This window comes from Meiothermus hypogaeus (assembly GCF_003574035.1).
Lineage (GTDB): Bacteria > Deinococcota > Deinococci > Deinococcales > Thermaceae > Meiothermus > Meiothermus hypogaeus.
In genome coordinates, this window is record NZ_QWKY01000101.1 from 1 (window position 1) to 9,020 (window position 9,020).

Below are 9,020 nucleotides of genomic sequence, written 5' to 3' on the forward strand. Positions count from 1 at the left end.
GCGCAAGGAGATGCCGGAGTTGGTCCAGGTATCGCCGCCGTCCAGTACCAGGGTGCGTTTTTCGCCTGCCTGGGCTTTCTGCTGCTTGATAAGGGCACCGATATAAGCCCCGCCCACGGCGCGGGGGGCGCCCCACTCGTAGCCCCAGTCGTAGCCGGGGAAGGGGTAGAGCAGGGCCCCCAGGGCGTCGGCGCGCTCCTGGTGGGCCGGGAGGTGGGCGTTGAGCAGCAGCAGGTTGCCCGCCAGGGCGGCCTCCGCCGCGGCCAGCGAGAAGGTCTCGGTGCGGCTGGGCGAGGCGAAGAGGTCGGCCAGCCGCAGCAGCTCGAGCACCTCGGAGCGCTCCAGGCGCGCCGCCCCCAGCGCCTCGGAGGTGAAGATGACCTCCTCCCCCGCCGCCAGCCCCGCCGCCCCGGCCAGCCGGGCCAGCTCGGCGCGGGCCAGCGGGGGCAGGACGGCCTCGGCCTCGCGGGCCTTGTCGGCGTCGATGCCGGCGTGGGCGTCGTGGGGGTCTTCGTAGGTGTGCACGCGGGCTCCTCCTGGGGGTTGGGTTCTTCGGGGGTTGCCCCCGGCCTGGGTTGGGTTCTTCCGAATTATCTCCAAGGCCGGGGTGTTTTAAAGCGATCCGCACCACTCTTGCCGGCGCCTCCCCCACCCCAGCGCCTTGCGGCGGTCGGGCGGCCGTAGGGCAGCGCGCCGCAGAGGCGGTCACGGCGGGCGGCCATGACGCCCACCCGTGCGCACGACCCGGTGGCGGTGACGAAGGGAGTGGCGCCGGCCTGGGGGCTCCCGGAGCTGCAGGCGGTGGAAGCCAGGCGCGGCTGGGGTCGCGCCTCGCGGCGAGCCTCCCCCGGCCCCGCTGTACCTGTGCCTCGAGGGCGTCGAGGTCGGGCCCGGCGGCCGGGGTGTCCGGGGTTGTGTAGAATGGCTACGAGGTGATCGGGTGTTGAACGCGGGGAAGTGGCCGCCGGCCGGGCACACCCGGGGGACCGCGGAGGGCGGGTGACCTGGGGCCGGGGGGCCTCGAGGTGGCTGCGGCCGCTCTGGAGGCTGGTGCGCTTCCTGTCGTCGCTCCGGGGCTTCCTGCTCCTGTGCGCCCTGGCGCTGCTGGCCGCGCTGGCGCTCGACCTCGCCAACCGGCCCGTCGTCGCCCAGCTCCGGGGCGAGGCCCACCCCGTCAGCGGTTCGCCTACCGCGCTCAGCCCGGCCGACAAGGCCTACCTCCGCCGGCTGGTCGGGAACGCGCGGGTGGTGGGGCTGGGCGAGGGGTCGCACGGCACCAAGGAGATCTTCGAGTACAAAGCCTCCATCATCCGCTTCCTGGTCGAGGAGATGGGCTTCAGCGTGCTGGGGATGGAGGCGCCTGACGACCCCGTCGCCAACGGCATCGTCCAGGCCGGCCTGCCCGACGCGGGCGAGCTGGCGGCGCGGAACATGTTCCCCGGCACCCGGGAGCTCGCCGGGCTGCTGGGGTGGATGGCCCGCTACCGCCAGCAGCACCCCGACCGCCCCCTCGACCTCTTCGGCTTCGACGCGGCCTTCGATCAGCCCAGCTGGATTCCACGGTTCATCATCCTGGACGACGGCACCCGGGACCGGCTCATGGCCGAGACCATCATCACGGTGCTGGAGAAGGAGTACCCCGGACGCAAGGCCGTCCTCTGGGCGCACAACGGCCACGTCGCCTTCCCCGAGCGGGCCATCTACCCCTTGCGCGGGTCCCCGATGGGCTGGTACCTGCGTCAGCGCTACGGCGGCGGCTACTTCGCCCTGGCCACCACCTTCTACTCCGGGCGGGTGCTGGCCATGTGGCCCCAACTACCCGGGGTCGGCCAGGAGCGGGTGGCCATGCCCATCTTCCCCACCCTCCCCGGCACCGCCGACTCCGCTTTCCACCGGGCCTTCGGCGGGGACTTCCTGCTCGACCTGCGCGCCGTCCGGCCTGATAGCCCGTTGGGGCGCTGGCTGCGGCGGCCCCAGCTCATCAAGGCCATCGGGTCGAGTTACGTTCCTCTCCTGCTCGGCTCGAGCCCGGCCACCCTCCCCGACTACTTCGACGCCCTGCTCTTCGTCGACAAGACCACCGCGGCCGAGCCCCTACGGTGAAGCAGCAAGCAGGGCCGTGGGCGAGTGGGAAAGTTCGGTACCGGGGTACCACGCCAGGGAATGGGTGACCGCACGGCGCAGGTGTGCCAGAAGAACTTGCAGCGGGGTGGGCGTCCTGCCCTGCCCCTCCGCCACGACCTACCCCAGGGAGTGGAGGCCGAGGCTCGAGCCTCCGATTCCGGCGTCCCTACCCCCCAAAACCTCCACCTAGCCCGGTGTCCAACCCTGGGCCCCTCCGCGGAGGGGCCTTGCTTTTCGTTTTATGCGGTCGGCGGTCTCGAGCCCGTCCTGGACAGCGTTTTTATCTGGGATAGGTCCAGAAATCGATAACTCGGACCCAATCCTGATAACAGTAAAGCCGTGGAGAGATCGGTGGGGGTTCGAGGGGCAGCTCGGGGGCAGTGGGCAGAGGGCGGATAGCTCGAGGCCACCCCCTGACCACTGTCCGGCACCCGGCTCGACGGCCTCGAGGCGAAAACCCCCAAACCTCAAAACCCCACAGGGGGTTCGGGGTGTCCAACAGGCGGCGAGCGCCCGGTTCCTATACCGGCGTACAGACAGTGCCCGAGGCAGGATCGGCCCCGGGTGTAACCCCACAGCTTAGTAGGGGGCCAGGCCCTTCCCTGGGGTGCTTAAGAATTTTTATGGAAATCGGCATTTCCATAAACTTATGCTAGGATGGCCGCATGGACGATCCCCTGCTGGGACGGGCAAAGCCCACACACCGGGTGGACCCCCTCCCCCGCCCTGCCCCCCTCGACCCGGCGCTGGAGGAGCGCCTGGAGGCCTTCGCCCGCTACCTACGCCTGGAGAAGGGCCACGCCCCCCGGGGCGTGGAGAAGTACCTGCGCGACGTGCGGGCCTGGCACCGTTTCCTCGAGCGGCGCGGCCTGGGGGAGACCCCCGAGGCGGTGCGGGCCCTGCTGGAGGAGCGCTCCCCCGGGCCGAGGCGGGCGCGGGCCCTGCTGGCGGCCCTGCGCACCTACTGCCGCTGGCGCCGGCGGGTGCGCGGCGAGGCGGTCGAGGACGTGACTGAGCCCGTCGCCCGCCCCAGGGCCGGCGCCCGGCTGGCGGTGCACCCCGAGCGCGCCGAGCTCGCGCGCTTCCTCGAGGCCCTGCAGGGCGAGCCCGAGGAGGGCCTGCTGCGCCGGCTGGCCCTGTTCCTCTACGGCACCGGGCTGCGCATCTCCGAGGCGCTCTCCCTCCGCCGGCGCGACCTGGTGACGGAGGGCAGATTCCCTTCGGGACCGGCGGACGCCGGTACGCCTGAGGGCGGGGCCCCGGCGGCGGTGCGGGTGGTGGGCAAGGGCGACAAGGAGCGCCTGGTCCCCCTCTCCCCCGCCGCGCGGCGGGCGCTGGCGGGCTGCGGGGCCGACCGCCTCTTCGTCTTCGAGGCCCGGGGGCCGGGCCGGCGGGTGGGCAAGGTCCCCACCGCCACCTGGGTGCTGCTGCGCTTCCGGGCGGCGGCCGTGCGGGCCGGGCTGGACCCCCGGCGCTTCACCCCCCACAAGTTCCGCCACGCCTTCGGCACCGCCCTGGTCGAGGAGGGGGTGCCGGTGGACGCGGTCAAGGAGCTGCTGGGCCACGCCTCGATCGCCACCACCCAGGTCTACCTCCACGCCTCCGCCCGCCGCCTGCGGCAGGCCGTGCAGAAGCTGCCCGAGGTGGGGCCGGGCCAGGACGAAGGGTGAGCGGGCCGGGGGGAGGCACTGGAGGCTGCCTTGCGCGGGAAGGCCCCGCCCGAAGAACCCCTGGCTCCCCCGCTGCAGACGTGGGGCTAAGGCCCGGCACCTCCCGCGGCGGGACACGCCGTTGCGCCCACGTTGCGCCCGGCGCGTAGGGTGGGAGTGTGCAGGCCTCCACGCTGTGCCTCCAGGGCGGGGCCTGCACCTGCTTATGCTCCTGCCCGGGGCGCTCGCCACTCCGAGAGCTCCGCAGCCCTGGCGCCGGTGCTGTTGTAGGTCGGCTTTACAAGAACCAGTACACGAGGGTGTCGTAGAGCCCTGCCACGACCAGGACGACCCCGCTGGCGAGGTTCAGCCGGCGCCCGCCGCGGCGCATCTCGCCCAGCACCTCGCCTTTGGGCTTGCCCCGGTCGAGCAGGGCCAGGATGAGCAGCACCGGCACGGCCGTGCCCAGGGCGAAGAGGGCCGGGAACACCAGCCCCGCCCTCGAGGCCACCGCCGCGGGCAGCATCGCCCCGAAGAACAGGAAGAACATGGTGGGGCAGAAGGCCAGCCCGAAAGCCGCGCCCAGGGTGAAAGCGCCGAGACTGCCGCCCCTGGCCCGGGCCCAGTCTCCCAGCCGGCCCGGCCCCAGGCTCGGGCCCGGCAGGCGGATCAGCCCCAGCAGCAGGAAGCCCATCAGCACCATCAGCGGCCCCAGCACCCGGCGGACGCCGGTGAAGAGCGCCCCGGGCGCGGTGAAAGTGCCCCCGAAGACCCAGACTGCGACACCTGCCAGCGCCAGGTAGACCAGCGCCTTGCCCAGCAAGAACCAGCCCACCCGCTTCCAGGCCGAACCCTGGGCCTCGAGCGCGTCCCGGGCCAACCAGGAGAGGGCGGCGGCATTGGTGGAAAGCTGGCAGGGGGCGAGGGCCCCCAGCAAGCCCAGCAGGAACGCGCTCAACAGGGGGATCCCCAGCCCGAGCCGCAGGGTGTTGATGGGTTCGGCCAGCCAGGCGTAGGGCTGGCTGGCCAGGGCATAGAGGCTCGGGGCCAGCGCCGCCAGCGGCGCGCCGAACAGCACCAGGGCCAGCCCCAACCCCGCCAGCAGCCCCCAACCCAGATAAGGCGCCACCGCCGCGGGGTTTCCCGGGTTCGAACCCCCCAGGGTCCTCGGGAACCTGCGCCCGGATTTCGGGCCGGGGGTGCTGCTGCCCGGCGGCTCAGGCGGGATCTTGGCCATGGGGTCTCCCTTTAGGTCGGCGGCCCCACCGGGCCCTGGAATTCCCCGGCCACCACCAGGACGCCGTCCTCGACGCGGATCGGCAGTTGTGGAAGCGGTTTAGGGGCAACAACCAGGGCCTTCGCGCGGTCCCTCGGGTCGTACTGGGCTCCGTGGCAAGGGCAGAAGAGCAACTGCTTGTCAGCGATCCAGTTGCTCACGATGCACCCCAGGTGCGTGCAGACCCCCGAGTAGGCCACGACGCCCCCGGCGGCGTGCCTGGCGGTCTCGGCGGTGAGCGAGGCGGCCTCGAGCCGGAGCAGCAGCAGGGTGTTGGCCGGCTCCTCACCCTTGACCACCCGGGTCTGCGGGTTCATGGGATAGGCGATGACCTGGCGCTGGCCCGGCTCCAGATCGGACGCGTTGACCGGCTGCCCGGCCCTATCGCCCTGGGCGTAGACGATCAGGTCCCCCGGGGCCACGGGCTCCCGCTCCGGGGTGACCTGCTCCTGCGGAACCAGCCCGGCCCCTACGTACAGCGCGGAGAGCAGGGCGGCTCCGCCCCCCGTCGCCACAGCTGCCTGCAGGACAGCCCGGCGATGGACGTACGCTTTGAGTTCGCTCACTTCCATAGCTGACACCTCACTTGCTCCGCCACACCCGGGCTCGGTCATCGACCCAGAGCAACTGGCCTCGCCCGGGAGCAAAGCCCGCCAGGCCGCGCCGACGAAGGGCCAGCCGCCCCATCACACCACTGGGGTCGCCAGCAGGAAGCCCCACAGCCCTACCGAAAGGCCGAAGGGCGGCATGTCGGGGAAGCCCAGCGCCCCGCCGATGGGCGAGAAGATCACGACGGGGATGGTTAGGGCCAGCGAGATCAGGAAGCGCCGCAGCATGTCGTCAGGGCTGCTGTGGCCGGCGTGCTCGTCGTGGGCAGTGTGGCCCACCCCAGCGTGATCAGGCCGGATCTCAGGAGCCGTGTGCCCCATCGCGGCATGGTCGTGTACGGGGGCGGAGTGCTGGGCTAAAGCGTGGTGGCCCGTCGAAGCGGGATCGTGGCCATGCCCCTCGTGTCCGAGGCTGGGATGGCCGGGTTGGGCGGTGGAGGGCACGCAATCTCTGCAGTCGCAGTCGTAGCCTGCCTGCTTCAAGCGCTTGCGGATGGCCGCCTCGTCGGTTCGCGCGGGGTCGTAGCTGAGGTGGGCGACGGCCGTGGTCCGGTCGAGGTGGACCTGCTGGACACCCGGAAACTGTGCGAGGAAGGCCTCGACGTCCGCCAGCTCGCTGGCGTCGTAACAGTTCTTGAACGACACCTCCAGAACGGGCCAGCGAGGGCTCGAGTGGGCAGCGTGGGTCTCCATAGACACATGTTCCCCGACTTGGGTTAAGCCAGTGTAAAGCCCCGATTGCCGGACTCAAGCTCGGGCGGAGCCTTCAAGACATGCGTCTCAGCTCGGACGCATTCTCGTCTTCACCGTGCGGCCCGTGTCCAAGAGGGGGGTCGTTCTGCAAGAACCGAGAAGCCCCGGACTTCCGGCCCTGGGGGGGCGTCACCCTAAGTCGCGCTACAGTGAGCCTGCAAAATGAGCATTTTGACAGACCCGCTATGGCGCTCCAATTCTTCTCCCGAGCATGCCTGCGAGGGTCGCTCAGGATGGCTTTTGACAAAGCCACCTCGAGCAACTTAAGGCTGGATCCCGACCGCCTGGAGCCAGGCCCTGAGCCTGGCCACGGAGAAACCGCTGAACGAAGCCGCCTGTCCGGCATACACCAAAGTGGGCACGCTGCGACGCCCGTTGTTGAGGGTCAATACCTCCTGCTCGGCTTCAGGGTGCTGGTCGATGTTGATCTCTCGGTAGGGAAGGTTGAAGGTAGCCAGCGCCTGTTTGAGGGCTTTGCAGTCCCCGCACCACGGGGTCGAGTAGAGGATCAGCACAGCCTACCCCGCCGGCTTTATGGCCTCGGCTATGGCCTGGATCAGTTCTTCCTTGCGCTCGTAGGAAGGTCGCAGGTAGACGTGGGTCTCGTGTAGCCAGTCGTGAACGGCGGCGATTTCAGTGCCGTCGGGTAGTTTGAGGTGGGGGTAAGCCCCGTACTCCATGGTCATCCCGAAACGCTCGGCCACCGCTTCGAGGGCCTCCACCTTCTCCAGCGTCCAACGGGTGGCGAAAGGCAGCAGGAAGGCGGGCTTGCCGCAGGAGCCGCCAAGCCCAAGCATCTGGAAGCCGCCCACCAGGGGGGCGCTGTACTTGGCCTGGGAACGGGCCACGAAGGCCTGGCGGTCTTTGACCTTATCTTTGCTGGTCTTGAGGCCGGCCACGAACAGGCCGAGGGACTTGTCCTTCTCTTGGGTTATTTCGCTCATACTTCCTCCTGTCTTGGGAGACAAGTGCATCCCCGTACGAACAGAACACGCAGTAAACCACCCCACGACTAAAGTCGGGGGCTTTCCGAGGGAGGACGATGCAGAGAAGACACCCTCAGAATCCGGGCCGGTTTACAACGGCCCCTGCCCGTCGAGCCTGCTCTCTGGGCAATGTTGGTAGCGGCTACCCAATCCGCATTATGCTGGAAGCCGCACGCCGTGCAGCGGAAGAGGGCCTGGCTTTTACGGTTCTCCCTGGCGGTATGTCCGCAGCGGGGGCACTCCTGGCTGGTGTGCCGGGGGTCTACCGCCACCACCCGCACCCCCTTCAGGGCCGCCTTGTACTCCAGCAAGAAGCGCAGCTTGCCGTAGGGCCAGAGGTTGTGCAGGTGCCGGGCCTCCCTGCCGCGCTTGGCAGTGCGACTTCTAAGCCCCGTCAAGTCCTCGATGGCGAGCGTATCGCCGGGTTCGAGGCTGTCCACGACCCGCTTTGCCAGGGTGTGCAGGGTGTGGTCCACGAAGCGCCGCTCCCTCCCGCTAAGCCGTTCCCAAAGGGCGCTCAGCCCCTTGGTGCGCCCGGTGTCGAGCTTGCTCCGTACCTCGGCGCGCTTGTTGCGGAGGTGGATGCGCCGAGACTTCACGCCCCCGCCCGAGACCTGGATGCCGCTGGACAGGGTAGCCATGTAGCGCTGCCCCATGTCCAAACCAACCACTTTACCGCCGCCTGTGGGCGGGGTGGGGACTTCCAACCTGAGCATCAGGTTGATGTACCACTTGCCCCTCGGCCCCTTGGTGAGCACCCCGCCCTGGACGCCCCTGGCCCGCGCCAGCAAGCCGCGCTGGTAGTTGCCCAGCTTCATCGGGATGACCAAGCGGCCCGCGGTGGTGGTCAGCGAGACCGACTCGCCTCGCAGGGAGAGGGTGCGTTGGTCGAAGGCGCAGGAGGTGGGCTGGTAGAACTTCGCCCTACTGCCCTTCTTGCGGCCCACCCGAGCGATGGCCTGCACGGCGAGGTTGGCACTGAGCCCCATCGAACGGAGGTCGTTATAGACCAGGCGGTGCAGTTTGAACCTGCGGAACTCCCCGTGCTCCTTAGCCACCCTCAGGGCGTGGTTGCAGCCCTCGGCAAACAACCGCACCGTGGCCTCCAAAGCCGCCTCCTGTTCGGGAGTGGGCTTGAGAGTACAGCGGAGAGTAAGAGTCTGCACAAAGCCATTGTAGCACATCATGCGAAAGGAGGAGCGGCGCTCCTCCCCCGCCCCGCCACGGCGGGGCGGGAAGGCAGGGGTATCCGCGCCGCGAGTTACCGATGATCCCCAGGTCTGGGTTTGAGCCACACGCGCTCGAGAGGCGCTAGCCGATGTCCGCAGGCATGGTAGATTTCTGCGCCGCATTGCAGGCAGCGGCACCGCCTAAGCAGGGACAGCCTGGGGGCTGGGCTGAGGCAGCGGGTTCTCGGCCTTCAGCGGGGGCTGGAACCCACGCAGGCGCAGGGCGTTGGAGAGCACAAAGACCGAGGAGAGGCCCATTGCCGCGCCCGCCAGCACTGGCGAGAGCAGCCAGCCGTTCAGCGGGTAGAGCACGCCTGCGGCCACCGGGATCAGCACGACGTTGTAGGCGAAGGCCCAGAAGAGGTTGAGCTTGATGTTCCTGAGGGTGGCCCTCG

The 9,020-nt window shown here is 69.7% G+C and carries 9 protein-coding genes and 1 pseudogene; 2 read left to right on the top strand and 8 right to left on the bottom strand.

The genetic code is table 11. The features are described 5' to 3' along the window. Positions 1 to 525, bottom strand: a 525-nt coding sequence (locus Mhypo_RS17970) for a hypothetical protein (RefSeq protein ID WP_206074942.1), incomplete at its 3' end; no start/stop codon positions are given. 525 nt (positions 526 to 1,050) lie between these two features. Between Mhypo_RS17970 and Mhypo_RS16000 the strand changes: the two genes are divergently transcribed. Together Mhypo_RS16000 and Mhypo_RS16005 are read left to right on the top strand one after the other, a co-directional pair. Next, positions 1,051 to 2,103 (top strand): erythromycin esterase family protein, encoded by a 1,053-nt coding sequence (locus tag Mhypo_RS16000; RefSeq protein WP_147075533.1) that lies wholly within the window; start codon positions 1,051 to 1,053, stop codon positions 2,101 to 2,103. A 686-nt stretch (positions 2,104 to 2,789) separates the two neighbouring features. Continuing rightward, positions 2,790 to 3,794 carry a tyrosine-type recombinase/integrase gene (locus tag Mhypo_RS16005; protein ID WP_051349827.1) on the top strand — a complete coding sequence of 335 codons (1,005 nt, stop codon included), beginning with the start codon at positions 2,790 to 2,792 and terminating at the stop codon, positions 3,792 to 3,794. Between the two features lie 277 nt (positions 3,795 to 4,071). Here the strand turns inward: Mhypo_RS16005 and Mhypo_RS16010 are convergent, their stop codons facing one another. The 7 genes and pseudogenes from Mhypo_RS16010 to Mhypo_RS16040 form a co-directional block, all read right to left on the bottom strand. Continuing rightward, on the bottom strand, positions 4,072 to 5,010 hold the full coding sequence (locus Mhypo_RS16010; protein WP_051349828.1) for an urease accessory protein UreH domain-containing protein: 939 nt from the start codon (positions 5,008 to 5,010) through the stop codon (positions 4,072 to 4,074). An 11-nt stretch (positions 5,011 to 5,021) separates the two neighbouring features. After that, complete coding sequence (locus Mhypo_RS16015; RefSeq protein WP_027888006.1) at positions 5,022 to 5,621, bottom strand: QcrA and Rieske domain-containing protein; 600 nt, start codon at positions 5,619 to 5,621, stop codon at positions 5,022 to 5,024. A 114-nt stretch (positions 5,622 to 5,735) separates the two neighbouring features. After that, positions 5,736 to 5,978 (bottom strand): hypothetical protein, encoded by a 243-nt coding sequence (locus Mhypo_RS17975; RefSeq protein WP_150117948.1) that lies wholly within the window; start codon positions 5,976 to 5,978, stop codon positions 5,736 to 5,738. Between the two features lie 695 nt (positions 5,979 to 6,673). After that, entirely contained in the window at positions 6,674 to 6,925 is a 252-nt protein-coding gene (locus Mhypo_RS16025; protein WP_027888008.1) for a glutaredoxin family protein, read from the bottom strand. Between the two features lie 3 nt (positions 6,926 to 6,928). After that, positions 6,929 to 7,354 carry a hypothetical protein gene (locus tag Mhypo_RS16030; protein ID WP_027883185.1) on the bottom strand — a complete coding sequence of 142 codons (426 nt, stop codon included), beginning with the start codon at positions 7,352 to 7,354 and terminating at the stop codon, positions 6,929 to 6,931. Between the two features lie 68 nt (positions 7,355 to 7,422). Beyond that, on the bottom strand, positions 7,423 to 8,583 hold the full coding sequence (locus Mhypo_RS16035; RefSeq protein WP_186814669.1) for an RNA-guided endonuclease InsQ/TnpB family protein: 1,161 nt from the start codon (positions 8,581 to 8,583) through the stop codon (positions 7,423 to 7,425). Positions 8,584 to 8,766: 183 nt separating this feature from the next. After that, positions 8,767 to 9,020 (bottom strand): annotated as a pseudogene (locus Mhypo_RS16040) (hypothetical protein); the annotation flags it as partial.

Excerpts from the sequence above, each read along its gene's own strand:
- Mhypo_RS16005 (WP_051349827.1), top strand. The coding sequence starts at position 2,790 with ATGGACGATCCCCTGCTGGGACGGGCAAAGCCCACACACCGGGTGGAC.
- Mhypo_RS16010 (WP_051349828.1), bottom strand. The coding sequence starts at position 5,010 with ATGGCCAAGATCCCGCCTGAGCCGCCGGGCAGCAGCACCCCCGGCCCG.
- Mhypo_RS16015 (WP_027888006.1), bottom strand. The coding sequence starts at position 5,621 with ATGGAAGTGAGCGAACTCAAAGCGTACGTCCATCGCCGGGCTGTCCTG.
- Mhypo_RS17975 (WP_150117948.1), bottom strand. The coding sequence starts at position 5,978 with ATGGGGCACACGGCTCCTGAGATCCGGCCTGATCACGCTGGGGTGGGC.
- Mhypo_RS16030 (WP_027883185.1), bottom strand. The coding sequence starts at position 7,354 with ATGAGCGAAATAACCCAAGAGAAGGACAAGTCCCTCGGCCTGTTCGTG.
- Mhypo_RS16035 (WP_186814669.1), bottom strand. The coding sequence starts at position 8,583 with ATGATGTGCTACAATGGCTTTGTGCAGACTCTTACTCTCCGCTGTACT.